Annotated in this window: 15 protein-coding genes; 8 read left to right on the top strand and 7 right to left on the bottom strand. The window is 70.5% G+C overall.

What is annotated here, in order from left to right; translation table 11 throughout:
- Positions 1–218 precede the first annotated feature (218 nt).
- From CWS50_RS10975 to CWS50_RS11005, 7 genes are all read left to right on the top strand, one after another.
- Positions 219–1,703, top strand: a complete 1,485-nt coding sequence (locus tag CWS50_RS10975; protein WP_127842820.1) for a sugar transferase — start codon at positions 219–221, stop codon at positions 1,701–1,703.
- Complete coding sequence (locus CWS50_RS10980; protein ID WP_127842821.1) at positions 1,703–2,143, top strand: FAD synthase family protein; 441 nt, start codon at positions 1,703–1,705, stop codon at positions 2,141–2,143. The genes CWS50_RS10975 and CWS50_RS10980 overlap by 1 nt, the downstream gene beginning before the upstream one ends.
- Entirely contained in the window at positions 2,140–8,076 is a 5,937-nt protein-coding gene (locus tag CWS50_RS10985; RefSeq protein WP_127842822.1) for a fibronectin type III domain-containing protein, read from the top strand. The genes CWS50_RS10980 and CWS50_RS10985 overlap by 4 nt, the downstream gene beginning before the upstream one ends.
- Positions 8,077–8,183: 107 nt before the next feature.
- Complete coding sequence (locus CWS50_RS10990; RefSeq protein WP_127842823.1) at positions 8,184–9,149, top strand: AAA family ATPase; 966 nt, start codon at positions 8,184–8,186, stop codon at positions 9,147–9,149.
- Entirely contained in the window at positions 9,146–10,432 is a 1,287-nt protein-coding gene (locus CWS50_RS10995; protein ID WP_243118309.1) for a DUF58 domain-containing protein, read from the top strand. Before CWS50_RS10990 ends, CWS50_RS10995 begins: the two co-directional genes overlap by 4 nt.
- Positions 10,429–12,990, top strand: coding sequence for a transglutaminase-like domain-containing protein (locus CWS50_RS11000; protein WP_127842824.1), 2,562 nt, complete (start codon positions 10,429–10,431; stop codon positions 12,988–12,990). Before CWS50_RS10995 ends, CWS50_RS11000 begins: the two co-directional genes overlap by 4 nt.
- Positions 12,987–14,921, top strand: coding sequence for an RDD family protein (locus CWS50_RS11005; RefSeq protein WP_127842825.1), 1,935 nt, complete (start codon positions 12,987–12,989; stop codon positions 14,919–14,921). Before CWS50_RS11000 ends, CWS50_RS11005 begins: the two co-directional genes overlap by 4 nt.
- Positions 14,922–15,065: 144 nt before the next feature.
- Here the strand turns inward: CWS50_RS11005 and CWS50_RS11010 are convergent, their stop codons facing one another.
- From CWS50_RS11010 to CWS50_RS11020, 3 genes are read right to left on the bottom strand one after another with little or no spacing between them, the layout of a single operon-like run.
- A complete protein-coding gene (locus CWS50_RS11010; RefSeq protein ID WP_127842826.1) occupies positions 15,066–16,571 on the bottom strand; it encodes a serine/threonine-protein kinase in 1,506 nt (501 codons plus the stop codon).
- Positions 16,571–19,057, bottom strand: coding sequence for an FHA domain-containing protein (locus CWS50_RS13655; RefSeq protein ID WP_243118310.1), 2,487 nt, complete (start codon positions 19,055–19,057; stop codon positions 16,571–16,573). Before CWS50_RS13655 ends, CWS50_RS11010 begins: the two co-directional genes overlap by 1 nt.
- Before the next feature lie 10 nt (positions 19,058–19,067).
- The gene (locus CWS50_RS11020) at positions 19,068–19,538 is read right to left on the bottom strand and encodes an FHA domain-containing protein (protein WP_243118311.1); all 471 of its coding nucleotides are present in this window, start codon (positions 19,536–19,538) and stop codon (positions 19,068–19,070) included.
- A 335-nt stretch (positions 19,539–19,873) separates the two neighbouring features.
- On the opposite strand from CWS50_RS11020, the gene CWS50_RS11025 reads away from it, so the two are divergent.
- Positions 19,874–20,416: a hypothetical protein gene (locus tag CWS50_RS11025; RefSeq protein ID WP_127842827.1), complete on the top strand. Its 543-nt coding sequence runs from the start codon at positions 19,874–19,876 to the stop codon at positions 20,414–20,416.
- Positions 20,417–20,537: 121 nt separating this feature from the next.
- Here CWS50_RS11025 and CWS50_RS11030 read toward each other — a convergent pair whose 3' ends face one another.
- The 4 genes from CWS50_RS11030 to CWS50_RS13865 are packed head-to-tail and all read right to left on the bottom strand — an operon-like array spanning position 20,538 to position 25,361.
- A complete protein-coding gene (locus CWS50_RS11030) occupies positions 20,538–22,520 on the bottom strand; it encodes an ABC-F family ATP-binding cassette domain-containing protein (protein WP_127842828.1) in 1,983 nt (660 codons plus the stop codon).
- Positions 22,520–23,497, bottom strand: a complete 978-nt coding sequence (locus CWS50_RS11035) for a 4-(cytidine 5'-diphospho)-2-C-methyl-D-erythritol kinase (RefSeq protein ID WP_127842829.1) — start codon at positions 23,495–23,497, stop codon at positions 22,520–22,522. Before CWS50_RS11035 ends, CWS50_RS11030 begins: the two co-directional genes overlap by 1 nt.
- Positions 23,494–24,408: a 16S rRNA (adenine(1518)-N(6)/adenine(1519)-N(6))-dimethyltransferase RsmA gene (rsmA, locus tag CWS50_RS11040; protein ID WP_243118312.1), complete on the bottom strand. Its 915-nt coding sequence runs from the start codon at positions 24,406–24,408 to the stop codon at positions 23,494–23,496. The genes CWS50_RS11035 and rsmA overlap by 4 nt, the downstream gene beginning before the upstream one ends.
- Positions 24,409–24,449: 41 nt before the next feature.
- Entirely contained in the window at positions 24,450–25,361 is a 912-nt protein-coding gene (locus CWS50_RS13865) for a resuscitation-promoting factor (RefSeq protein WP_279221953.1), read from the bottom strand.
- Positions 25,362–25,376: the final 15 nt, after the last annotated feature.

Raw genomic sequence — 25,376 nt, forward strand, 5'->3', positions numbered from 1 at the left:
GGACGCTCCCTCTCCACATGGTGCAGACAGGCTGCCGTTGCAAGGCTGAGACGTCGTGTAGCATTTTAATATCCAGCAATCCAGGGAGCGCCACTGCGATCTTTGCCACTTACCACATAATCCGTCGCAGATATCAGTAGCATTCATGAAATCGCGGGGGCGACAGGCTCCCCAGCCGACTCGCCTCTGCCCCTACACAGACCCTCACGGAGCCCGCCTTGACCACCTCCCCCTTGACGCTGCCGGTGCCAGAGCAGCGCCAGCCACCCTCGTCGGGGCCTGGCACCACCATCCCCGCCCCTCGCAGCCCTTGGGCCCGCGTGCGCGCAGACCTGATGACCTGGCTGGTCCTCAACGACCTGTGCGCCGTCGCCCTGCCCGCCTGGGTCGTCGCAGGTGTCCGACGCCCCGAGGCAGCACTGCCCGTCCTCCTGACCGGGCTGCTCATGATCGTCACCGCCTGGCTCCTAGGGGCCCTGGGGATGGACACGATCGAGCAGGGCAGCCCGTCAGCGGGCCACCTCCTCACGGCAGGACTGGCAACTGTCCCCGCAGCCGCACTCCTGGCAGGGATGCCGGTCGCAGAGCTGCTGGCAGGCACCGCCTCAACCGCCACCCCCACCGAGACAGCCGTGTTCATGGGGCTCGCGGCTCAGGTCATCCTGGCCATGGCTGGGCGCCAGGTCGAGTCCGCGTGGCTGCGCCGACGCCGCTTGGAGGGCTACGGCCTGCGCCGGACCCTTATCATCATGGGCCCCGGGGCGCAGCCTATGCTCACCCACCTGCGCAGGCACCCGATGGACGGGTTCCTCATCGTAGGCTACCTGTCCTCCGGCCAGGAGGCCTCGGTGCACCCGGCGGCACCGGTCCGCAGCCCCCAGCACATCGCCTCGGTGGTCCGGGCGGAGCAGATTGACGTGGTCATGACGGTCGGGTCGGTGCTGCCTGAGGACCTGGTCACAGTCATGCGTGGCCTGGAGTCCACCCAGACCCGCCTCATCGTAGCCCCCGGCCTGCAGGACGTCGTCCCGGGACGCATGCGCGGCCTGTCCATCACCAACGGCTGGACCGGGCTCATCGCTGTGAGGACACGTCGCACACGCGACCTGGGCAAGTCGCTGTTCGACCGGCTGGTGGGCTCCCTGCTGCTCCTGGCAGCCTCGCCCCTGCTGCTGGTGACCGCCCTCGCCGTGCGCCTGGACTCCGCCGGCCCTGCGTTCTACGCCCAGGAGCGTGTGGGCCGGGAGGGCGTCCCCTTTACCATGTGGAAGTTCCGCTCCATGTACTCCGACGCTGACCAGCGTCGGGACTCCGTGGTCAGCGCGGGCGGGGACGCAGGCAACGAGGTCATGTTCAAGGACAGGGAGGACCCTCGTATCACCCGTGTGGGACGAACCATCCGCCGCCTGTCCATCGACGAGCTGCCCCAGCTGCTTAACGTGGTGCGCGGCGAGATGAGCCTGGTGGGCCCCCGTCCCGCGCTCCCCCACGAGGTCGAGCAGTACGATGCCGAGGCGCGCCGACGGCTTCTGGTCAAACCTGGCATGACGGGCCTGTGGCAGGTCTCCGGGCGCTCCGACCTGTCCTGGGCCTCCACCGTGGCACTGGACAGGCACTACGTGGACAACCGTGGCGGGGCGCTGGACGCGAGGATCTTCGCCGACACGCTGCGCGCCGTCATCGGCGGGAAGGGAGCCTACTAATGCACGTGGGATACGTACCCGGCGGGTTCGACATGCTGCACGTGGGGCACCTCAACATCCTGAAGGAGGCTGCCCAGCGCTGCGACCACCTCATCGCGGGTGTAGCCACAGACGAGTCGTTGGAACGGATGAAGGGACGACCCCCCATCGTGCCCCTGACGGAACGGATGGCCATGGTCGCCGCCATGCGCATGGTCGACGCCGTGGTCCCCGACTACGACCAGGACAAGCGCCTGGCGTGGCACCGCGCCCCCTTCACCATCCTGTTCAAGGGCACGGACTGGCAGGGCACAGACAAGGGTCTACGCCTTGAGGAGGAGATGGCAGAGGTCGGCGCCCGCGTCGTCTACCTGCCCTACACCCCCACCACCTCCTCCACGATGCTGCGGCGCACGCTGCTCCAGGAGGTCGCCTCGCACAGCCACCAAGGGGTTCAGTGAGCTCAGCAGATCCGGCTCCCGTCCCCGTTCCCCCTGCCCCCGAGAGCCCCAGCCCCACCAGCAGCCTCGCGACCCGTGGCAGCCGCAGGGCAGCAGCCGGTCACCGGAGCCTGGGCGCACGCCTGGGTCAGCATCTGCCTGTCCTCCGCCGCCTGCCCGCTCCCCGTGGTCTCCACGGTCTCCCCGGCACGACCCGACGGCTGACCCGCAGGCTCCTGGTACGCCAGCGGCTGTCCGCGCTCACAGCCCTGCTGTGCGTCACCGTCCTGGTCCTTGCTGCCTGGCTGCACGACGGTACAGCCCAGGCGGACCTGCGTCTGCACGACGGCGGCGTCTGGGTGACCTCTGCCTCCGACCACCTGGTGGCCCGCCTTAACTACCCGTCGCGGGAGGTAGACGGGGCGATCCGCACCACCTCGGCCTCCTTCGACGTCACCCAGGACGCCGCAGACGTCCTGGTACCCGATACCACCGACGGCTCAGTCGCCACCGTGGACGTGGCCCAGGTCAGCTTCTCTGAGCACACCCAGCTCTCCCAGGCGGACACTGTCCTCCAGGGAGGTGACCGGGTGGTCGCTGTCAACAGTGCCGAGGGCACCGTCCGGGCCACCACGGTTGACGCGGTCGGGTCCCTGGCGGCGGTCTCCCCGCTGATCAGCAGCATGCCCGACGTCACCGCGGTCGCGGGCCAGGACGGGTCGATCCACGCGGTCTCAGCCACGACCGGGTCCCTGGTCTCCCTGCCAGCCACCGCAGACGGCTGGGAGACAGCTGCTGCCACCTCCCTCTCCCCCACCCCCGGGACCGATCTGGCGGTCACGGCAGTCGGGGACCAGCCCGTGGTCCTGGAGCGGGGCACCGGAGTCCTCCACCTGCCCGAGGGAGGCACCACGGACCTGGGCCAGCCCGGACTGACCCTGCAGCAGGCCGGTCCGTCAGCAGACTCGGTCCTGGTCGCCTCCCGGACCGCCCTGGTCTCCGTGCCCCTGGACGGGGGCGAAGTGACCGAGATACCCGCCGGCTCCGGATCCTCCGGCCAGGACAGCGGGGACGCCCAGGCGGGCACGGCGCCTGAGGGCGTCGCGGCCCAGCCGGTGCGCCTGGGCCGCTGTGTCTACGCAGCCTGGTCCGGGTCGGGCCAGTTCGTCCGGGAGTGCTCCGGGATCACCGGCGGCAACGAGACCCTCCATGACGAGTCCCTGGCCACGTCCTCTGCCCCGGTGTTCCGGGTCAACCGCGATGCCATCGTGCTCAACGACCTGGAGACTGGCAGCGTCTGGCTCCCAGACGAGGAGCTTGTCCTGCTTGACGACTGGACCGACGTCACAGCCCAGACCGACGACTCCTCCGACGTCCAGGACGACTCCGCCGACACCTCCGAGGCCCAGTCCCCTCCAGAGCGCACCGAGGAGAACCACGCCCCCGAGGCCAGTGACGACACCTTCGGGGCCAGACCCGGGCGCTCCACGCTCCTGCCCGTCCTCGCCAACGACTCCGACCCTGACGGAGACGTCCTCACCGCCACGCCGTTGGACACCGGGGGGACTGTCACGGCCGCACCCGCCCAGGGGGGGCTCGCCCTGACTCTTGAGGTGCCCTCTGAGGCCACCGGCACCTACTCCGTCCCCTACACGGCTGACGACGGGCGAGGAATGAGCGACTCCGCCGTGGCCACGGTGGAGGTCCACGGCTGGGAGGTCAACGAGGCCCCCGAGCAGACCACCGTCCCCAGCCTGACCGTCACGGAAGGAGCCGCTGGCTCCCTGAGCGTCCTGGGCAGCTGGCTCGACCCTGACGGGGACGACCTCTACCTTGTCTCCGCCCACGGAGAGGGCCTGGACGTCAAGGCCTCCAGCGAGGGCACCGTCACCGTGAGGGAGATGGGCGCCGGCGCGGGGACCAGGGAGATGACCGTCGTGGTCTCCGACGGCCAGGAGACCAGCACCGGGACCGTGTCCGTGGAGGTCAGGACAGCGGAGACAGCCCCTCCTGTGGCCAATGCCGACCACGTCCGCGTCGTGGCCGGCTCGCGGGTGGTGGTCTCCCCGCTGGACAACGACACCTCCCCCTCCGGCACGCCGCTGCACCTGGCCGACGTCCAGGACGCACCGACCGGCACCGAGGTCTCGGTGGACCAGCAGGCGGGCGTCTTCACCTTCTCCACCGACTCCTCCGAGGCCTCCGGCCAGGACCAGACCCTCTACCTGACCTACGACGTCATGGACGGAGCAGGCACCTCCCAGGGGATCGTACGCATCGACGTCGTGGCCCGGGCCGAGGCGACCGTGCCCCCGGAGGTGGAGGACGACACCGCGCTCCTGGCGGACTCGGGCGCGACGACCGTCGACCCGCTGTCCAACGACTTCGACCCCTCCGGGGGCATCCTGGTGCTGCAGTCCGTCACCGCTCCCGCTGACTCCGGGGTCACGGTCACGGTCGTGGAGCACTCCCTGCTGCAGGTCTCGGCTGCGGGGCCTGTCCCTCCCGGCACGTCCGTGGAGTACACCGTCACCAACGGGACGGCCACCACCACCGGGACCGTCTCGATCGTCCCTGTCGCCTCAACCGACCCCCAGCCTCCCGTGGTCGGGGACGACACCGCGGTGGTGCGCGCCGGAGACGTGGTCAGCGTCCCTGTCCTGGACAACGACTCCTCACCCTCAGGCCTGGCCCTGTCCGTCTCCCCCGAGCTCGGCCTGGCAGGGCAGGACCTCGGGACAGCCTGGGTCAGCCAGGACACGGTGCGCTTCCGCGCCGACGACCAGGCGGGACGGACCACCCTGTCCTACACGGCGACCGACGCCCACGGCCAGGCGACCTCAGGGGCAGTCACTATTGAGGTGCGCCCCCGTGACGACGACGCGAACTCAGCCCCCTCACCACGGGGGCTGGAGGCCCGCACGGTCTCCACGTCCCCGGCAGCCGTCACCGTCCCCCTGGACGGCATCGACCCCGACGGCGACTCCGTGAGCCTGGTCGGCCTGGACCAGGCGCCGTCCCTGGGAACGGTGGACGTGTCCTCCACGTGGCTGACCTACACCCCCCTGGAGGACGCCACCGGGACAGACACGTTCACCTATGTCGTCGAGGACCGTCTCGGTGCCCAGGCCACGGCCACGGTCCGTGTCGGGGTCGCCGCCGCCACCGAGACCAACATCGCCCCTGTCGCTACTGACGACCTGGTCGTCGCCCAGCCCGGGAGGACTGTGGCCGTCGACGTCCTGTCCAACGACCTGGACGCTGACGGTGACACCCTCTCCCTGGAGGGCGCCCCCACCCCCTCCGACCCTGCTCTCGGGGTGTCCACCCGTGGCGGTCGGCTCGTCGCCGACCTGCCCCAGGAGGAGGGGGTCTACTCCGTCACCTACACCGTGTCCGACGGCCGAGGTGGCCTGGACACGGGCACCGTCACGGTCCAGGTCTCCCGGGAGGCGCCTCTGGCCAGCCCGGTGGGGGTTGACGACTACGTCACCGTCGACCAGGTGGACGCCCAGGGAGTGGTCACTGTCCCGGTGCTCGACAACGACCTCGACGCCGACGGCTCTCCGTGGGACCTGACCCTGAGCACCGACGAGCCTGACGTCCAGGTCAGTGAGGACTCAATCACCTTGACCGTGGGCGAGGAACCTCGCCTGGTGCTCTACACCGTCACCGACGCCGACGGGCTCACCGGCAACGCGGTCGTCGTGGTGCCGTCACGCTCCGCCCTGCGTCCCCGCCTGGACGCCGCCTCCGTACCGGTGCGCGTCCCAGCCGACACACCCACCGATATACCCCTGTCCTCCCACGTCCTGACGCGCGCAGGCACCTCCGCAGTGGTCACCGACCCCTCCACGGTCCACACCGGTGCCGGGACCCAGGAGGCGACCCTGGCAGACGGCGGTGGCGTACTGCGCCTCACCCCGGACGACGGCTTCACCGGCCGGACCTCCGTCACCCTGACTGTCGCCGACGGAACCGGTCCCGAGGCACTGAGCGCGACCCTCACCCTGCCGGTCACCGTGGACGCCACGAGCAACACCCCTCCCGTCCTCACCCCCACGGAGATCACTGCGGCCCCCGGTGAGGAACCGGTGGCCGTGGACCTCACGAGCATGACGACGGACCCCGACGAGACGGACACGCTCAGCTTCTCCGTGGGCAGCGCGCCTGAGGGATTCGAGGTGGCGCTGAGCGGCTCCACCCTGTCTGTCACTGCCCTGGCCGGGGCGGACGAGGGCACGGCGGGGAGTGTGGAGGTCACCGTCTCCGACGGCGTCAACGACCCCGTGACCAGCACGCTGCCCCTGCGGGTCGGGGGCTCGGCACGCCCGCTAATGACGACCGTGCCCGCCTCCCTCGACTCTGACGGCTCCCCCGTGAGCGTGGACATCGCCACCCTGGTGACGAACCCGTTCCCGGACGAGCCGGTCACGCTCAACGGCACCCCACAGGTGGACTCGGGGCAGGGCGACGTCTCCGTCTCCGGGACCACCGTGACCATCTCCCCGGCCACAGGCTTCCACGGCCGCATGAGCGTCTCCTACCGTGTCATGGACGCCACCGGCTCCCCGGACCGCGAGGTGAGCGGGACCGTCCTCGTCACGGTCGCCGCCGCGCCCGAGGCACCGACCGCGGTGCGCGCCGAGGCCACCGGTGCCACCGCCATGACGGTGCGCTGGTCCCCGGGCGCGGACAACGGCTCCCCGGTCACCGGCTACACGCTCACCGAGGTGGGCGGGGCCGGGCGGTGGAGCTGCTCGGGGTCCCCCTGCCAGGCCACCGGGCTGACGCCGGGCAGGAGCTACTCCTTCCAGGTGGTAGCCACCAGCGCCGCCGGCGACTCCGTGCCGTCGGCGCCCTCGCCCCCGGAGGTCTTCAGCGTCGCCGCCGACGTCCCGGCTGCCCCCGTGCTGTCGGCAGGCCAGGGGGAGTTGACGGTGTCCTGGAGCGCCGTGCCACCGATCGAGGGTGCCACCATGAGGTACGAGGTGCGCCTGAGCGACGGTACTACCCACACCACACAGGGGACGTCCCTGACCCTGCGGGCGCCGTCAGTCTCGGCGGGCACCGCCTACACGGCCACGGTACGCGCCGTCCCCTCCACGGGCGAGCCCTCGGCCTACTCCAGCCCCTCCGCGTCAGCCACACCCTACGACGCCCCGGGCCCCCCGGGTACGCCCCAGGTCAGGGCCAGCGGCAGCTCGCTGACGGTCTCGTGGAGCCCCGCGGCCGCCAACGGCAGCCCCGTGCGCTACACCGTCCGGTACTCCGGCCCTGAGGGCAGCGGCAGCAAGGACGTCGGCTCCTCGACCTCCTACACCGTGAACGCCACCTCGGGCACCTGGTCCTTCACCGTCGTGGCCAGCAACGACGCAGGATCCACCTCCTCCTCGTCCGCCGAGTACACCCACAGGACCGAGCCCCTGGCTCCCTCCGCCCCCTCCGCGCAGGCCACCGGCTCCAACGGCCGGATCCAGGTCAGCGCCTCGGCACGCGCCGGCAACGGCTGGGCGTCCTCCGACCTGACCGTCCAGTACTCGGTCGACCAAGTCACCTGGACCTCCAGCACCACCATCTCGGGGCTGACCGACGGGAAGAGCTACACCGTCTACGCCAGGGTCGTCAGCAGCGACCAGCGAGCCTCCTCGGTGGTCTCCGGAGCCTCCGTGACCCCTCACGGCCCGCCCAGCGCGCCCGCCATCAGCTGCTCCGCAGGCCGCGGCGACCATGTGGTGTGCTCCTGGAGCCCAGGCGCCTCCGGCGGCCTGCCCAACACCTACGAGCGCAGGTGGCGGGCCGATGACGACGACAAGTGGGAGGGTCCGGCCTCCCTCGACTCGGGCAAGTCCTTCGGCTTCCGCGCCGACGACGACGACGCGCAGGCCTGCGTACGCGCCCGCAACAGCGCGGGCCAGTACTCGGACTGGGCCTGCGACGAGGTGGACATGTAGGACGCCTGCCGCACTGTGGCCCGGCACCAGCGACATGGTCCGGGCCCGTTCACCGCGCCCCGCCCCCGCCCGAGGAAAGCCCACCGGAAGTCAGAGGAGGACTGTCTATGCCCCTGAGTCAGGAGAACGCGACCTGGTTCGCCGAGGCCTTCTCCACGATCGTCACCAACGTCGGACAGGCCCTTCTCGGCAAGGAGGAGGTCATCCGCCTGGCACTGACGGCCATGCTCGCTGAGGGACACCTCCTGCTGGAGGACGCCCCCGGAACCGGCAAGACAGCGCTGGCACGCGCCCTGGCGGCCTCCGTACAGGGCACGAGCTCGCGCATCCAGTTCACCCCGGACCTCCTGCCCAGCGACATCACCGGCGTGACGGTCTTCGACCAGGCCAACGGCTCCTGGCAGTTCCACCCCGGCCCCGTCTTCTCCTCGATCGTCCTGGCTGACGAGATCAACCGGGCCAGCCCCAAGACCCAGTCCGCGCTGCTGGAGGTCATGGAGGAGTCCACGGTGACCGTGGACGGCACCCGCCACGAGGTCGGACGACCCTTCATGGTGATCGCCACCCAGAACCCCGTGGAGCAGGCCGGCACCTACCGGCTGCCCGAGGCCCAGCTGGACCGCTTCCTCCTCAAGACCTCCATCGGCTACCCGGCGCAGGAGGCGCTGACCCAGATCCTGGCAGGCTCAGCCAGGCCTGACCGCTCCCGGGACCTGGCACCCGTCGTGGCCTCCTCCGTCGTGGCCTCCATGGCGGACCTCGCGGCAGCCAACCACGTGGAGGGATCAGTCCTGGACTACATCAGCACCCTGGTCGAGGCCACGCGCCAGGCTGACGAGACCCGTATGGGCGTGTCCACCCGCGGCGCCATCAGCATGACGCGGGCAGCACGGGTGTGGGCAGCCGCCCAAGGCCGTACCTTCGTGCTGCCCGACGACGTCAAGGACCTGGCCCACGTCGTGTGGGACCACCGCCTGGTCATGGACCCTGACGCCGAGTTCACCGGAGCCACCGCCGCAGGAGTCGTCACCTCGGCGCTGTCGTCGGTGCCCGCACCCACGCGACGCTCGTGACAGCGACCCCCTCCCCCGGCCCCGGCAGTCCTCCTGGCGCCACGCCCTCCTCCGCCCCGGTCGGCAGGCAGCCCCAGGGCCTCAGCCTGCGCCTGCCTGCCATGTCCCTCCTACGGATCCGCGCCCGTCGCCTCTCCCGGCTCGTGCGCGCCCTCAGTCCGGTCGGCTGGACCTGCCTGGCAGTACTGGCCTGCTGCCTCCTCCTGGGAAGCCGTCTCGGGTGGCAGGAGGCGTGGGGGGCCGCCGCCGTCCTGGGCGTAGTCGTCCTGAGCGCCGGGCTGTGGCTGCTCCCCCGCGAGGGCCACAGCGTCACGCACTCCCTGTTGGACCCTTATGTCACGGTCGGCGACTACGCCCTCTTCCGCGTGACCGTGACCAGCACGCGCTCCCGTCCGCTCCTGCCCGCCCGCATGGAGATGCCTGTAGGTGCGGGAAGGGCCGTGTTCGTGGTCCCGGCCCTGCCTCCAGGAGGCAGCCACGACAGAGGGTTCGTCCTGCCGACCCGGCGCCGTGGCGTCGTCGTCGTGGGACCAGTGGTGTCGGTAGCCCGCGACCCTGTGGGCCTGCTCCACCTGGAGCGCGCCCGCACCACCGCCCAGACGGTCCACATCCACCCCCGCACGCTGCGTCTGGGAGCGGTCCTGCACGGGACGCTGCGGGACATTGAGGGCGCAGTCACCCAGGACCTGTCCAGCTCCGACGTCTCCTTCCACGCCCTGCGCGACTACGTCGCCGGAGACGACCGGCGCCACGTCCACTGGCGCACCACGGCGCGGACCGGCCGCCTCATGGTGCGACAGTTCGAGGAGACCCGCAGGTCCAGCCTCCTGGTCCTGCTGTCAGTCCGGGCGAAGGACTACGCGGGCGAGGAGGACTTCGAGACAGCGGTGTCGGTGGCCTGCTCCCTGGCGGTCGACGGTCTCAGGGACGGCAGGCAGGTCCGTTTGCTCACCCAGGAGACCTCCCTGCCCACGGCCTCGCCGCTGCGGCTGCTGGACACCTCCTGCCTCCTGGAGGTGCGCGAGGAGACAGGAACCTGTGACGACCTGGCCAGGCACGGCTGCGCCACCTCCCCCGAGGCCTCTGTCGTGGTCCTGGTCACCGGCCAGGAGACCTCACGGGCCGTCCTGGCCGCAGCCCGTTCCCTGGTCCCTCCCTCTGTGTCCATGCTGGCGCTGCGCACCGGTCAGCGCCCGCTGTCCCGGCTGCACGCAGGAGACCTCCCAGTGGTGGACCTGGACCGGCTCGAACAGCTCCCTACAGCACTGAGGAAGGCGGCATGAGCCCGCTGCCCGCCCTCCTCCGCCGCCTCGGCCCGGCCCACGCCCCAGGTCTGCGCGCCCAGGAACCCGCCTCCCACGAGACCCACGTTCCCGGGCACCTGACCGGGCAGCCCGCCCCGCGCAGCACCACGCGCAAGGGGGAGGCGACCCGTCCCGCGCGCCGGCTCACCCCACCGGCTCCTCCGCCTCCCTCCTCGCGGCGGCCTCTGCTCGACCACCGCTTCCAGGTCCTCCAGAAGAGGCCCGAGCCCCCGGGGCGTGCGACAGCGGTGCTGGAGGTGGTGCTGACCACCGCGCTCCTGGCAGCGGGCGCCCTTCCCTTCCTGCCCGTCTTCGGCGGGACCTCGGGCTACCTGGCTGCCCTGTACGGCATCGGGGCAGGAGCTGCTACTGCCCTGGGATGCTCCGCCCTGCGGCTCACGGCGCTGCCGACCACAGCGGCCCTGGCGGTCGTCCACGTCGTCATGGCCCCGTGGCTGCTCCCCGACGTCGGTACCGGGCGCGAGGCGGTCCTGGCCGTCCTGGCGGCAAGCGTGACCGTGTGGCGAGACTCTCTGAGCGTGCCACTGCCCCTGGGCTCCTTCACGGCGATGACCGTCCTGCCCTGGCTGACCTGCCTGAGCGTCTCCGGACTGGCCACCCGCCTGGTCCTCTCCGGCCGTGACGTCCTCGCGGGACCTGTGGCCATGGTGACTCCGCTGGTCGCGATCGCCTGGGGCGGACAGTCACAGGTCGCCCCCAGGCTGCTGGGTCCCGCCCTGGCAGCCGGGCTCCTCCTGCTGTGGTCGACGGCCTCCCTGAGACGCCGACGCCTGCGCGTGGAGGAAGCCCTCAGCGACGACACCGGCTCCGGCCGACCCGGCAGCCTCACCTCCGCCCCGGCCCCCGTGGCCATGTCCAGGGCCACCCGCCGTGGCGCGGCCCTGGCGGTGACGACAACCGTGAGCGCCCTCAGCCTGGTCCTTGTCGTCAACCCCTTGACCCCTGCGGCACGAACGGTCCTGCGCGACGTCCTCGAGCCTCCCCTGAGCCTCAGCGAGTACGCCACGCCCCTGTCCCTGGTGCGCAGCATCGAGACGGACCTGGCAGACACCGAGCTCCTGGCCCTGTCAGGAGCCCCGGAGGGCACCCGGGTGCGTGTCGCCGCCCTCGACTCCTACGACGGCCTGGCAGCCCGTGTCGGGGAAAGCCCTGTGGGAGGGTCACGATTCGAGCGCGTGGGCGCTCAGACCTCCCTCAGTGGCTCGGCAGCGACGTCCTACCCGGCACCGACCGCCCCGGGACGTGCCCAGGCCGTCACCCTGTCAGTCAGGGGATACTCCTTCCCCTGGGTTCCCACGGTCTCAGCCACGGAGCGGATCGAGGTCTCCGGCCCCCGCCGGGCCGAGCTCAGCGAGAGCCTGTACTACGACGCCTTCTCTGCCACCGGGATCCTCACAGCCGGACTGGTCGAGGGTGACGTCCTGGCCGAGACGGTCCGCCCCTACGCCCCACCGTCCGAGAGCCAGATGAGTACGGACTCCCTGGCGCAGGTCTCCCTGGGACCGGTTGAGCAGGTCCCCTCCTCGGTCGTGGCGCTCGCGGCGGAGATCGTCGGCAGCGAGTCCGACCCGCTGTCCCAGGTGCGCGCCCTCCAGCAGCGACTGCGCACCAGCTACTACTCCGACGGCTCCCAGAGCCCCTCCTCCCCCGGGCACGGCGCGGCACGGATCGCCTCCATGGTGGAGGCGGAGTCCCTGGTGGGTGACGACGAGCAGTACTCCGTCCTCATGATGCTCCTGTGCCGCTCCCTGGGGATCCCCGCCCGGGTGGTCATGGGGTTCAACCCGTCCACGGACGGGGACGCCACGACGGTCACCGGGGCTGACATCAGCGCCTGGGTCGAGGTCCCCTTCGAGTCCCTGGGGTGGGTCGCCGTCGACGTCACCCCCGACCGCGACCAGGTCCCCCAGCAGCAGACGACGCAGAAGGTCTCCAACCCCGAGCCCCAGGTCCTCCAGCCCCCGCTGCCGGAGGAGGACCCCGCCGACCTTCCTCCGTCCTACGAGGACCCTGACAACGACGGCACGGAGGAGGACCAGGGCTCAGGGCCGCTGCGGGCGGTCCTCCTGGCGGCAGGCTCGATCCTGGGCCTGGCAGCGGTACTGGGCGCCATCGTGGGGTGGAAGGTCCTGCGACGCCTGAGACGCCGACGCAGGACCGGCGTGGACTCGGCCCTGGGGTCCTGGGAGGAGCTGGTGGACCGGGCACGCGACCTGGGCCGTGCACCCTCCTGGGGCGCGACCCGCCGGGAGGCGGCCCACGAGCTCGACCCCCACTTTCCCCAAGCTGACCTACCGACATTTGCCAACGCCGTCGACACCCAGGTGTTCGGCCCAGACGATCCGACGTCGTACGCTCTAGGGGAGCTGTGGAGCTCCTGCGACGCGATCATTCGTGCTATGAGCGCGGACCGCCCGCGGCTGCGCAGGCTCCAGGCTCGGCTGTCCCTGCGGTCGCTCGTGCACCCGGCCGGACGGACTCCTCGTCGACGTCCCCCCAGGAGGTACCGATCATGACGACGAGCTCTCTTCCTTCCCGCAGAGGCCCGGGCGACCCGGCCCTGCTGGCAGGCCCGGCCCCTGCGCGCGCACGCCTGGTGGCTGGAGCCATTGACGTGGCCGCCGACCTCAGTGCTGTGGTCCTGCTCACCGCCCTGCTCCACCTGGCCGCAGGACGCTCGCTCCCTCTCAGCGTTATAGTGGCACTTGTCATAGTTGTGGCAGCGCGGGGCCTTCTGCTGGCCCGTACCGGCTGGTCACTGGGAGGCCGGGTCATGGGGGTACGTCTGGTCGACGCCAGGACCCTGGCCCCCTCGCCCCTGGGCGTGTTCGTCTACACCGACCTGACAGTCGTCGTCACCGCCGCGACCCTGGGCCTCGGAGTGATTTTTCTCATTCGCTCAGTGAACGAGGACCCGCAGCACCGTGGCTGGCACGACCGCATCTCAGGCCTGACGGCCCTGTCCATGCCCCGTGCCCAGCCTCAACCGACGCACAATGCTACCGACCACCACGCTGACCATGGCGTGACACCCCAGACGGATACAGGGCCGGGAGCACCGGCGGAAGCGTCCTCGGACACCTCCCCTCGCCAGGCGCCTCAGCCCACGCGCCCAGAAGCCTCGGCCACCGCCGGGGCTGCCGCGTCCTCTCCCACGCTCGCGACCGGTCCCTGGCCCACGGCCCACCCCAGCCCCCCGCGCGCCCGCCGGAGGCTGCGGCGGCTGGCACCGTCTGAGCCCACCCCCTCCACGACTCCGTCGGACGCGCTCGCCAGCACAGGCGCGCCCGCTGCGAACGACGTAGCATCTTCGCCGATGGAAGAACCACTGCACAGGGCGCAGTCTCGGTTGAACCAGTCACCGACCGCCTCAGCCAACAGCTCTCAGACTCCTTCTACCCGCCCCCGCGTGGAGCCGGCCAGCGGGGTACACACCGCCTACCAGCCACAGAGGGAACCCACGTTCCCCACGGCACGCCCCAGAGGTTATGCCACCCGCGCCGCGCAGGTCTCCAGCACCTCGGACACGACCAGAGCCGTGCCCACCGACGGGCACTCGCCCCAGGCGCTTATCGACTCAGTCCCCTGGTCCTCGGTCCCGACAGTGCTCGACTCCACCACGATGGACAACCTTCCCGACACGGTACGTACGGCTATCGAGGACAGTCCCAGGGGCGGGTCGTCAGGGCCGGTGCCAGGCAGTGCTCCTGCTTCTCCTCAGCAGGGGCCGGCTCCCGACTCCGCCCACGCGGACGGCCTCCGAGCGGGAACCGACCCCGCCGCCACAGAGAGCCCAGCCAGCCCGGAGCACCCTTCCTCCGGGGGCTCAGTGATCAACCTTCTCGACCCCCAGGGGGTCCCGTCCCCAGATGACGTCGCGTCAGCCGCCTCAGCCTCCGGCAAGAGCTCCCCGTCCCAGACTTCCCAGACGACGGGACAGCCTCTGGTGCCTCCCACCATTGAGGTGCCGCAGATGCGGGGCACGCACCGGGCCGCGCCTCCGCCTGCCCCCGTCTCGGGCAGCGCCTCGACGCCGCCCCAGGCCGCCGTACCCCAGGAGGCGACGGCGACGTCGCACGGCACGCGTCACCACGGCTCGCTCAGTCCCTCACTGTCAGTACGCCTTGTCCCACAGCTGGGTGGTAAACCCCTCATTGTCGAGGAGCCAACCGTCGTCGGCCGCGACCCCGACAACATCTCCTCCTACCCCGGCGCAGAGCGCATCGCCCTGACGGACCCTACGCGGTCGGTCTCCAAGACGCACGCCGCGATCTTCCCCTTGCTGGACGGCGTGTGGGTGACTGACCTGCACTCCACCAACGGCACCAGGGTGGAGCGTCAGGACGGGTCCACCGTCCCGGCGGTTCCCGACGTAGCCCTGGCTGCGCGCGAGGGAGAGACGGTGTTCTTCGGCCGCATCGGCTTCCGTGTCGAGGTCGTCAGCTAGACCGGCGCAGAACAGCTCGGAGTAGCAGAAGAACAACAGAAACGTCATAGGACAACATAAAGTTCCGCTGTCCTATGACGTTTTTGTTGCCTGGATACTGCACAGACCTGCCGGTCCGCAGGGCCGCACCCTGGTAGCAGTGCCTTAGGAGGCGACACAGGCAGTAACGGCCGGGGAGGCCTTGCCGTCCTGCCGCAGGCTTGAGACCTCCAGGCATGTCTGCCCGGGACGCGCCTCCACCACCACCGAGGTGCGCCTGGTGGACTCCACAGCGGTGTCCTCGTCCGGGACGACCTCCCGGACGAGGTAGCCACCAGCCCACTCCTCGTACGGCGGGTCCCAGGAGAAGGTGACCGTCCCGTCCTCGTTGGCAGTTCCGTTCACGTCGCTCGGCAGGGGGACGCCACTGCCCAGCGGGTCGGCGGCCCCGGCAGGCGGCACCATCGTCTCGAAGGAGGATGACTGCCCATGATCCTCCCGAGCGCGGGCGACCAGGACCACACCGACAACGACGGCGACAAGAACCACGGCCAGGACCACCCCCACGACTGCGCGCAACCTGCCCTCGCGGGAGTGGGTGACAGGGCTGCCGACGGCCTCCCAGCGCCGTCCCGCGTGAGCGTCCCCGTCGACAGCCTCAGGGACGGTGGCGGGCTGTGCGGGGTCGTCGGGGTCCACCCGTACCGTCAGCCCGTCACTCGTCCTGTGGACCTGACTGAAGACTCCCATGTTGGTGGCAGCGTCGTCCTCCTCGGGATGGGGAGGACGTGCGGTCGCAGCGTCAGCCTCCTGGAACAGGTCGACAGTCGTCACCGGCAGGTCGAGCTCGGCCTGGACCTGCTGGAGCGCACGCGCAAGGGCCAGGGCCGTGGGGTAGCGGGCCTGCGGGCTCTTGTCCATCGCCACGGACAGGACCCGGTGCAGAGAGGGCGGGGCGTCCTGACGCCCCAGGGGAGGCAGCGGGTCCTTGACGATACGCCGGGACAGCTCGTAGACGTCGGGCGCACCACCGACCTCGAAGGGGCTGTGCCCGGTCAGCATGGCATAGGTCGTCGCACCGAGGGAGTAGACGTCGGAGGCAGGACTTGCCGAGCGGATCCCGACCAGCTGCTCCGGCGGCGCCCAAGGCACGCTCATGCCCCTGAGCTCCTCAGTCCCCTCCGGGCCGCTCATCACGGAGATCCCGAAGTCCGACAGCACCGGACGCCGGTAGGTGGTGAACAGGATGTTGGCGGGCTTGATGTCACGGTGGACGATCCCGGCGCGGTGCGCGGTCTCCACCGCGCCCGCGACCTGGATAGCGGTTGACAGAGCCTCTGCGACATTCAGGGCACCCTGACGCAGGATCGCCCCGAGGGTCGGGGGAGGGCAGTACTCCATCACCAGGAAGGGGTGGCCGTCGGCTGACACGCCAGCACCGTAGATCGACAGGATAGCCGGATGGGAGGAGACCCGGGCCATGAGGTTGGCCTCGGACTCGAAACGGCTGGCGCTCCTGTCTGCCACGTCCGCGTTCATGACCTTGACGGCCACCTCACGACGCGGCATCTGCTGCTCAAAGAGATAGACCGTCGAGTAGCCCCCGGAGCCGAGGACACCGAGATGGGTGAACCCGGCAATAACAGGAGGCGTTGTCTCCTGGCCCAGCATCAGGGCAGGTTCTCAAAGGTGAGGACCTGCCCGTCACCGACATCAAGCACGTCGCCGCTGCGCAGCAGCACCGGGGCGGAGGAGGACAGGCGCACCGGGGCCTCGCCCTCCCTGGTGAGGACAGTGCCGTTGCAGTTGCCCAGGTCCTGGGCGAGCACGCTCCAGGCGTCCAGGTCGATGAGGACGTGGTTTCGCGAGACCAGCTGGTTGGGGCTGGGGACCGTCAGCACGCGTACCGGGACGTCGCTGCTGGTGGGGACGTCTGTCGGCGCCGGGCTACGTCCCACCAGGACAGGACGGTCCAGGTCGATGGACTCGCCGGATGAGGTAGTGAGGCGGCCCAGAGAGGGGCAGGCTACCGACTTGGCCGGACGGTTGAGGTCCGCCCCGCACTGCCTGCAGGTCGTGTAGTTCGTCGGGTTGGGGTGCCCGTTGCCGCACACGGCCGACAGCACCACGCGCACCGAGGTGGGCTCCGGTGCCGGTGCTGGCACCACGGAGGCTGTCGCACCCGGTCCGGGCACGTCACCACCTACCAGGGAGATCAGCTCGCCGACCAGGTCCTCAGGAAGGCCCGAGACGGTGTGACCGTCGTGATCACCGTAGGGTCTCGCCCTAGCGACCCGGGGAGCCGCCTCCCTCTGTGACACAGAGCCTCCTGAGAGGCCCTCCTCGCTCCTCGGCCCGGCCCAGGTGCTGGAAGGAGGTTGCGCCATCGTCTCCTCCTCGGGCTCGTCCGGACCGACCATCTCGTCGCGCAGCCGGTACGAGAGGTCCTCAGGAAGATCGGAGAGCGTGCTCCCGTCGTGGTCCCCGGCACGCTCCCCGGCAGCGGTGTCGTCGACCAGGGCACCAGCGCCGCCCGGCTCGTCGGAGTCGCCCCCGGAGCCACTCTCGGAACCACCGTCTGAGCCAGCAGGAGCGGCGTCAGCAGAGGTGTCAAGACCAGTACCAAGACCGCTGCCAAGGCCGCCGTCAGCACCGCCACCAGCACTGTTGCCAGCACTGATGTCAAGAAGGCCATTGTCAGTGCCGACGTTCGTACCGTCATTAGTACCGCCGTCGGCGGGACTGCCAGTGCCACCGAGGCGCCCCTCTCCCTGACCGCCGCCAGAGCCAGGCAAGTTAGTGACGACAGGAGCCGCAGACAGTGCAGCCGCGTCCGAGGGAGTCGCCGCCGTCGCTGGAACCTCCTCAGACGGGGCAGGCGGGGCGTCTGGCCGCGCCCAGTCCTGCCTGCCGCCCTCACCCCTTGCGGACACCTCATCCAGGGCACCAGAGGCCTGCGACCGGGCCAGACGGTGCATCGCACCGGTCCACTCGCCGGTCCAGGCCTCGGCCCACGTCCGCCGTCCGCTCTGGGCCGGGGCAGTGCTGACGGTGCTGTGTTCCGCGCTGCGGCTAGGTCCATAAGCAGGACCGTCACTAGGACCGTGGCCAGGACGATGACCTGCGTCACGATCAGCACCCTCAGCCGCTGAGTCCTCTGAGTCCGTCGACTCCTCTGAGTCCGCCGAGCCCTCAGGGCCGGCACCCGTCTCCTCCCGCTCCTCCTGGGCAGCCACCTCAGCCGTACCGCCGCTGCCAGGGGGTGAGACAGGAACCTGCGTCGGCCGGTCGTCGTCTCCTGCCGCCTCAGGCGTCTCCTGGACCGTCTCGGAGTCCCCCTGATCCTGCTGAGCCCACGTGGCGATGTCAGCAGATGCGAGCCCGCCCCCTGCGTCGGCGCCTGCATCGCCAGGTGCCGAGGACGGTGCAGCATCCTCCTCCCGGCTGACTGCATCGGCGCCCCGCTCGTCCGGGACAGCGCCCGGGCTGTCCAGGGCCGGGGCCGCCCCGGCGTCCCGGCCGACGCTCTGGTCACTAAGCCCGGAAGGCCGGTCGGAGGACCAGGCGTAGGACTGGTCGGTGACAGCCCTGGACCTGCGCCGGAGCCGAGCAGCGGGGGCTCGCTCAGGGTCGGCGTCGTCGTCCGACTCCCCGGCGCCGGAAGCCGTCTGCCCCGGCTCGCTGCCAGAGCCGCCCGGCCTGCGGTCGCCGTCACTGCCAAGTGCAAGGGCTCCCGCAACCACCACAGCGTCAGCAACCGGGCGGTAGACGGACCCGGGCCGCTCAGGCGAGCGCGCCACCACGGACCTCGGGGAGGCGTAGGCCGTCTCCAGCCAGGTAGTGACGCTGGAGGCGTCGAGGGCCTGACCGTCAACCTCCAGCTGGGCTGAGCCCCGCAGCGCCACGTGCATCATGCCGTCCGGGGCGGACACCGCGAGCGCGAAGTCGGGAATCGATCCCAGGCGCCCCCCCATACCGATGACGAGCTCGTCCAGGGCTTGGGTCAGGGACGCCTCCTCGCTGCGCAGCAGCCGCCACAGACGCTCCGTAAGGTCCTGAGGCACCGTGGGAGGCAGAAGCATCACCGCGCGGGCCGTGGCGACGCCTGTCCACGGCCCCTCAGACCACCACGCAAGTTTATCCGTACTGTCAGTCATATTTTTCTCCTCAGCGGACGACGCACACTCCGTCACCCAAGTATGCCTGCCGACCACGTCGCACGTACTCCTCTTGTCCTGGAGACAGGCGGTGAGCTCCGTGCGAGTCCTCCACGTAGGTACCGTTGGTGGAACCAAGGTCCGTCATGAGGACGCCGTCGGCACCCGGACAGACCAGCAGATGGGTCTTTGACACCGAGTCATCACCCCGGAGGACCGCCACGAGCCGCGCCTGCGGGTGGGAGTCGAGGGGCGAGGGCTGGCGCCCCAGCACCAGCGGACCGGTCACCGCGACGGCCTCCCCGTCAAGGAGCAGCGTGCATGAGCTGGCAGAGACCGCCCGCGAGGAGATGAGGACCGTACCCGCCATGCGGTCGAACCACGACCTGCCTCCGCTCCGTAGTGCAGTTAGCCACAGGAGCAGCGCGGCGGCCCCGCCTGTGGGAACGGCAGCCAGCAGGACAAAAACTGCGTAAGTCACTGCGGCCCAGCCTGGAACCGTGCCCTGGGAGGCAATCCGACGGCGCCGGGTTCCGGTCACCAGACCCCCGGGGGAGGCGCCTGTCAATGCTGTCATGAGAGTCATCACAGCCATAAGACCCGCAGTGGCGCCAAGAGCGAATAAGATGCCGTGGTGCGCAGTCACCGCAAAGACTGCAAGAAGAAGCCCCGTATCTACGAGCGCTCGGACAGCCCGCCTGCCCGTCGAGGCTGGCACCATCGTCACGTGCGGCCCTCGGTCTCTCACAAGACAGACATCGTAGACATCTAGGCGACTACATTGTGTCGGACCACAGGTCTCGGAAGGAGCACGACGTGCAGATCGCTGTCACGCCTGATCCCCAGTACTGGGTGATCATCCCGCCTTTCCCACCCCCGGGATGGGCACGGGAGGAGGCGAGGCACCGCAGCGCCTACCTGGGCGTCACCGGGCCGCAGTGGCGCTCGGAGCTGGAGTCGCTGCTGGAGGAGCTCCAGGCCATGGAGCGTCAGGGGCGCTTTGCCCGTCTCATGCACATAGAGGACGCCGCCAAGCCTCCCTTCATGGTCGACCTCAGCCTGGAGATCGCCGAGGACGACGGGTCCAAGGAGGGACGCCGGGCCACCCAGCGCAGGATCATCGCCCAGATGCTGCCACAGGCAGAGCCGGTCCGCCTGCGCCCAGGTCACGACATGGCGGGGTTCTCAGCCTTTGGGGACAGCACGGGCCCCACGCAGGGAGCGCTGGTACTCCGGCTGGCAGGTCTGCCGACGGTCCCGGTAGACCTGGTGATGCGGCTGTGGGGCGCCAGCGTGAGCACTATCTCACCCCACCTTGACGACCTCGTCGAGCTGGCCCGCCAGGTCGCGCCCGTCTAGTCCCGTCTGCGCCCCGTCGTCACCCTGTCTCGTCACCCTGTCATCGTCTCAGCTCAGTGCCTCAACTCAGTGCCTCAGTGTGGGCGGCCCTCCACCGCCCACACCAGCCAGGCCTGCCTGCTCACCCCTCCAGCGCCTGCGCCGTCTCCAGCCACTCCTCCTCCAGGGCGGCCCGGCTCTCCTCCGCCTGGGCCAGCTGCCTGCCCAGCTCGGCCAGCTCTTTCCCGGAGGAGGCGTCACAGGCGAGCTCAGCCATCCGCGCACCGAGCCGCTGGACGTCAGCGGCCGTCGTCTCCAGCCTGCGCTCGACACGGGCCAGCCTCTTGCTCATCTCACGACGGCGGGCACCGGTGAGGACCTCCCCGTCGGATGCCTCTGACCCGTCGGCCGAGCCAGCCGCGCCGCGTCTCCCCCGAGTGCCAGCACGACCGTCACCGTCACGGCGTGGCCCCACCTGCCCACGAGAACCATCGCGCGGGCCGTCCTGGGTCCCGCCACCATCGCGACGCAGCTCCAGGTACTGCTCCACGCCTCCGGGAAGGCTGCGCAGCGACCCGTCCCCCAGGAGCGCCACCTGGTGGTCAGTGACACGTTCCAGAAGGTAGCGGTCGTGGGAGACAACGACCAGGGTGCCCGGGAAGGAGTCGAGAACGTCCTCCACAGCAGCCAGGGTGCCGGTGTCTAGGTCGTTGGTGGGCTCGTCCAGCAGGAGCACGTTGGGCTCCGCCATAAGGAGCCGGAGCAGCTGGAGCCGCCTTCGCTCTCCGCCGCTGAGGTCACGCACCCGGGTCCAGGCACGCCGCCGTGTGAAGCCCAGGCGCTCAACGAGCTGGGAGGCGGTCAGCTCCCTGCCTGACCCCCCGCCGCCTGGAACCACCACCCGCTCGCCGACAGAGGCCGCTGCCTCCACCACCGTCATGTCCGCCAGGGCGTCGAGCTCGTGGGTGGACTGCGACAGCACCGCAACCTGGACGGTCCTGCCACGCTCGACGCTGCCCTGGTCCGGCTGCTGCACGCCCTCCAGCAGTCGCAGCAAGGTGGTCTTTCCCGCGCCGTTGGCCCCGACCACGCCAACCCGCTCACCGGGCGCCAGACGCCATGTCACCTGGTGCAGGACGCGGTGCCTGCCGTCAGGGTCCCCCTGTCCTGGGCGTCCCTCTCCTGGACGGGGGTAGCTGACACTGACACTCTCCAGGTTGACGACCTTCCTGCCCAGCCTGGCCGAGGCCATGGCCGTCAGCTGTACGGAGTCCCGGGGCGGCGGCTCGTCAGCGATGAGGGCCTCGGCAGCCTCCGTGCGGAAGCGAGGTTTGGAGGTTCGGGCCGGCGCCCCACGGCGCAGCCAGGCCAGCTCCTTGCGCAGGAGACTCCGTCGCCGGGCAGCAGCAGCAGCGGCCTGCTGCTCCCGTTGCGCACGTGCCAGGACGTAGGCGCCGTAGCCTCCGCCATAGGTCTGGACGTGCCCGGGAACCTGCGCCCTGCCTCCTCCCGGGTCACTACCGGGGACGACGTCCCAGATGCTGGTGCACACCGCGTCCAGGAACCAGCGGTCGTGAGTGACGACCACCAGGCCCCCATGTCGTCTGCCCTTGGAAGCAAAGCGGTTGTCAAGGTGACGGGCCAGCCAGCTGACCCCCTCCACGTCAAGGTGGTTGGTCGGCTCGTCCAGAATGACGACGTCGGCCCGTGAGGCCAGCACGGCAGCCAGGGCGACACGACGCCGCTGCCCTCCTGAGAGCCTGTCCACCTCAGTGTCCAGGTCCAGACCCGCCAACAGTCCCGAGTGGATGTCACGCGTCGAGGGCTGTGAAGCCCACTCATAGTCGGGCACGCTGCCGTGGACCGCCTGGCGCACTGTCGTGCCTGGTACCAGGAAGTCCGTCTGGCTGAGCGCAACCAGCTCCACGCCCCCGGCCCGGGTCACGCGTCCCGCCTCAGGCTCACGCCTGCCAGCCAGGACCGCCAGAAGCGTCGACTTGCCCGCACCGTTAGGCCCCAGGACACCGGCGCGCGTGCCGTCGTCCACTCCCAGCGTGACCGACTCCAGCAGCCGTCGTCCCCCGACGGAGATCTCAAGCCCCTCGGTGCCCAGCAGGTGCGCCATCAGCCCACCACCCGTGCGCCAGCCACCGGGGCGTCAGTACGCAGCACCCGCGAGCACAGGCCTGAGGCGCGCAGCGCGCGGTGGACCCGCTGCGCAGCACCGGTGTCACGAACGAGCGCCGCCACCGTTGGTCCCGCCCCCGAGACGACGGCACGCAGGGCACCGGCCTCCTGGGCAACCCTGATCACCTCGGCGAGCTCGGGACGCAGGTCTACCGCTGCGTCCTGGAGGTCGTTGCGCATGGTGGCAGCCAGGGCGACAGGGTCCCCGCTGCGCAGCGCTGCGGTAAGAGGACCGGGAACCTCCTCGGCTACCGGGTGGGTGCCGACAGCAGCACCCAGCTCATCGAAGCGCGCGAAGACCTCCGGGGTCGACAGCCCCTTCTCCTGGAGGGCAAGCACCCACTGGTAGGTACCACGGGTCATCACAGGGGCCACAGTGTCGCCTCGGCCACGACCGATCGCCGTCGCCCCGAGGAGCGGGAAGGGGACGTCCGCGCCAAGGCGGGCCGCCAGGACCGTCAGCTCGGAGACGTCCAGGCCTGTCCCCCACAACGCGTTGCAGGCCACCAGCGCCGCCGCCGCGTCCGCCGAGCCCCCGGCCATGCCCCCGGCCACAGGGACACGCTTGCGCAGCAGGAGGTCAACCCCCTCAGTCACCCCCGTCGCCTCGGCTAGGAGGCCAGCCGCCCGGACAGCCAGGTTGGAGTGGTCGGTGGGAACCATGGCGTCGGGCTCCTCCAGGACCAGGCTCACCCTGCCGTGGGCCTGCCTCGACTGGCGCCGGGCAGTGACCGTCTCGATCAGACGCACCGCCTGGAAGACGGTCACCAGCGGGTGATAGCCGTCCTTCCTGGGCGCTCCCACGGACAGGAACAGGTTGACCTTCCCCGGCGCCTCCACCCGCACAGAGGTGGCGGAGCCTGAGCGGGCGGGACTGGACCCTGTCGGGCCGGAAACAGGACGCAGGTGGCTCATGGACGCTCCTCACAGACACGGCGCAGGTGCTGGGTCAAAGTGGCAAAGGCCATCACATCTAGGCGTTCACCACGGTCACCGGGGTCGATACCGGCGGCACGAAGAGCCGACTCGGCACCAGCGGCGCTGCCCGCCACGGGAGCCAGCGCCTGCCGCAGCGTCTTACGACGCTGGGCAAAAGCAGCATCAATGACGGCGAAGACCTCATCCCGGGAGGCACGGGTGGCTGGAGGCTCCCGCCGCCGCAGGTGGACCAGCGCGGAGTCGACGCGGGGAACCGGCCAGAAGACACCTCGGGACACGGCTCCTGCGCGACGGACCGAGGCGTACCAGGCGGCCTTGGCGCTCGGGGCGCCGTAGGTGCGCGACCCCGGAAGTGCGGCGAGACGGTCAGCGACCTCCGCCTGGACCATGACCGTCAGCGTCTCCAGGCTCGGTAGGCGGGCCAGAGCGGTGAGCAGCACGGGGACTGCCACGTTGTAGGGCAGGTTGGCCACCATCCGGGTCGGCAGGAGGCCCTCCAGGTGCTCGGGCCCGCTCAGGCTCAGCGCGTCCATCGTCACGACTTTCAGCCGGTGGGACGCCCAGGGCATGTGGCTGGCCACAGTCTGCGGCAGCGCTCCGGCCAGCACGGGATCAACCTCAACGGCGACCACCTGCGCGCCTGCCTCCAGGAGAGCCAGGGTCAGGGAGCCCAGTCCCGGTCCCACCTCAAGAGTCGCCTCCCCCTTCTGCACGTCGGCGGTACGCACGATGCGGCGCACGGTACCGGCGTCGTGGACGAAGTTCTGGCCCAGGGCCTTGGCGGGACGGATCCCCAGGTCACGGCACAGGCTGCGGACCTCAGTCGGCCCGAGGAGCCTGCCCGCCTGCCGGCCGGAGTCCTGGCATGTGCGCTGGCCCGCGTGCACCGTCTCCCGACAGCCTCTTTCGACTCCTGGCACGCGCGTGGTCAGAGCAGCCCCAGCTGGGCGGCGCAGTGGGGCCACTGGCCCCATCCGGCCGCTGCCTGGAGCCGCTTGGCAACAGCGGTCTGCTCAGCAGCGGAGGCCTCTGACGGCAGGCCGGAACCACCGTAGGCCTGCCAGGTGCTCAACGAGAACTGATACATCCCGTAATAGCCGTTACCAGTGTTTGCTGTCGGGTCTCCTCCGGACTCGCACTGGGCCAGCGCCGCCCAGACGTCGTCAGAGCCTGCCTCCGAGGAGCCAGAGGACCCGGAGGATGCCTCACCCCCGGAGCCGGCGCCCTCCGAGCCTTCCTGTGAGCCGCTGGTGTCTGAGGGCTGCTCCTGGGACGCCTCGGTCTCCTGCCCGGAGGAGCCACCAGAGGACGGGGAGGAGTCCTCCGAGGTGGACGCGGTGGGCTCGGCCGCCTCCTGCGCACCGGTGCCGACCTGGACCACCTCGTCAACCTTCTCCGAGACCACCACCGAGGACACCGCCTGACGCGAGACCTCCTCACCGTCAACAGTGGTCACCTGGTAGACCGTACGCACCACACCGTCAGCACCCTCGGTCACCACCCGCCTCTCACCCTCAGGCAGGTCACCCGTCTCCTGCTCCACGGTCCCGTGAGCCTCAGTAGCCTCCTCCGTGACCGTCGACACCTCAGCACCAGACCCCTCCACGACGACGCCCTCTCCCTGGGCGGTAGAGGGGTGAGCCTCACCGCCCAGCGACGCCGCCGAGGTGTCCTGCCCTGAGGACCCTCCGGAAGTCACCCGCACAGCCGCGTAGGCGCCGCCAGACAGGGCCAGCGACAAGACGGCAGCAGCGACACCCGCACGCAGCCAGGCGGAACGCCGACTCGCCGTCGAGTCCACGGCTGCGTCCGCACGGTCAGGGCTGTCGCTCTCGGACACGCTCTTCAGGTGACG

The sequence above is a fragment of the Actinomyces wuliandei genome, assembly GCF_004010955.1.
Classification (GTDB): domain Bacteria; phylum Actinomycetota; class Actinomycetes; order Actinomycetales; family Actinomycetaceae; genus Actinomyces; species Actinomyces wuliandei.

Excerpts from the sequence above, each read along its gene's own strand:
- CWS50_RS11010 (WP_127842826.1), bottom strand. The coding sequence starts at position 16,571 with ATGCTGGGCCAGGAGACAACGCCTCCTGTTATTGCCGGGTTCACCCAT.
- CWS50_RS13655 (WP_243118310.1), bottom strand. The coding sequence starts at position 19,057 with ATGACTGACAGTACGGATAAACTTGCGTGGTGGTCTGAGGGGCCGTGG.
- CWS50_RS11035 (WP_127842829.1), bottom strand. The coding sequence starts at position 23,497 with ATGAGCCACCTGCGTCCTGTTTCCGGCCCGACAGGGTCCAGTCCCGCC.
- CWS50_RS10980 (WP_127842821.1), top strand. The coding sequence starts at position 1,703 with ATGCACGTGGGATACGTACCCGGCGGGTTCGACATGCTGCACGTGGGG.
- CWS50_RS11005 (WP_127842825.1), top strand. The coding sequence starts at position 12,987 with ATGACGACGAGCTCTCTTCCTTCCCGCAGAGGCCCGGGCGACCCGGCC.
- CWS50_RS11030 (WP_127842828.1), bottom strand. The coding sequence starts at position 22,520 with ATGGCGCACCTGCTGGGCACCGAGGGGCTTGAGATCTCCGTCGGGGGA.
- CWS50_RS11000 (WP_127842824.1), top strand. The coding sequence starts at position 10,429 with ATGAGCCCGCTGCCCGCCCTCCTCCGCCGCCTCGGCCCGGCCCACGCC.
- CWS50_RS10990 (WP_127842823.1), top strand. The coding sequence starts at position 8,184 with ATGCCCCTGAGTCAGGAGAACGCGACCTGGTTCGCCGAGGCCTTCTCC.